General features: G+C 69.1%; 1 protein-coding gene and 1 pseudogene. Both read left to right on the top strand.

Annotated features, from left to right (window positions below):
* The first annotated feature begins 91 nt into the window (after positions 1-91).
* Complete coding sequence (locus tag A5714_RS19150; RefSeq protein ID WP_068287810.1) at positions 92-982, top strand: oxaloacetate decarboxylase; 891 nt, start codon at positions 92-94, stop codon at positions 980-982.
* A pseudogene (locus A5714_RS19145) lies at positions 973-1226 on the top strand (3-isopropylmalate dehydratase); the annotation flags it as partial. The gene A5714_RS19150 and the pseudogene A5714_RS19145, both read left to right, overlap by 10 nt.

Genomic DNA, 1226 nt, shown 5'->3' with positions numbered 1-1226 from the left:
CTGACGGGCCTAGACAGCCTCGAGGACATCGCAGACCTCATCGACCTGCTCGCCCCGCCCGTCGCGGGCGCGCTCGACTGAAAGGAACGACATGCCCAGCACCGCACCCCGGCGACGACTCCGGGAACTGCTCGATAGCCGCGAATTGATCATCGCGCCAGGCGTTTTCGACGGCATCTCGGCACAACTGACCAAGCGGACCGGCCACGCCGCGGCCTACCTGACGGGCGCCGGCGTGGCGGCCTCGGGCTTCGGGCTGCCCGACATCGGGCTGGTGACCGGTTCCGAGATGGCCGAGCGGGCCGCCATGATCACCCAGGTGCTGGGCGACGTCCCGCTGATCGCCGACGCCGACACCGGTTACGGCGGACCGATGAACGTGGTTCGGACCGTGCGCGCCTACGACGCGGCCGGGGTGGCGGCGATCCAGTTGGAGGATCAAGTCTTTCCCAAGCGCTGCGGTCACCTACCGGACAAGCAGGTAGTCGACGCGGCGGTGTTCGAGCAGACCCTGGCCGCGGCGCTGGACGCTCGCTCGGATGACGACTTGCTGGTGGTGGCCCGCACCGATGCCCGCGCACCACTCGGCTTGGACGCCGCGATCGAGCGCGCCAACCGCTACGCGCGGGCGGGCGCCGACGTCATCTTCGTGGAGGCACCGCAGGACGCCGCCGAGATCGAGCGCATCGCAAGGGAAGTCGACGCTGTTCTGCTGATCAACCTGGTGCAGGGCGGCCTTACGCCGCTCGAGTCGCCGGCCCGGCTGCAGGAACTGGGCTACGCCATCGCCATCCACCCGAGCAACCTGCTGCTGCACGCGACTCTGGGCATGCTGCACAGCCTCTGCGAGCTCAACGGCACCGACGCCGCGGCCCACCTGCCCGGCAGTCCCGCCGACTTCTTCAACTTGGTCGGCATGGCCGACTGGCGCTCCCTCGACGACAAGTACGCGCACCGCAGCAAGGCCGCCTCATGGGCATGACCATCATCGAAAAGATCCTCGCCCGCAAGGCCGGCCGCGAGGCGGTGGCGCCGGGTGACACCGTCGTGGTCGACGTCGACATGACGGTGCTGATCGACCTGCAATTCGCCACCATGTGGATCCCACCGACGCGGATCCACGACCCCGACAAGCTCGCGGTCATCATGGACCACGCCGTGCCCGCGCCCACCATCAAGGACGCGACCGGCGGCGGGCACGCCCGAAAGTTCGCCTCCGACTTCGG

It is taken from the genome of Mycobacterium sp. E2462, from assembly GCF_001672685.1.
Lineage (GTDB): Bacteria > Actinomycetota > Actinomycetes > Mycobacteriales > Mycobacteriaceae > Mycobacterium.
Note: the sequence above shows the minus strand (reverse complement) of the source record. Positions and strands in the feature narration are given on the sequence as shown.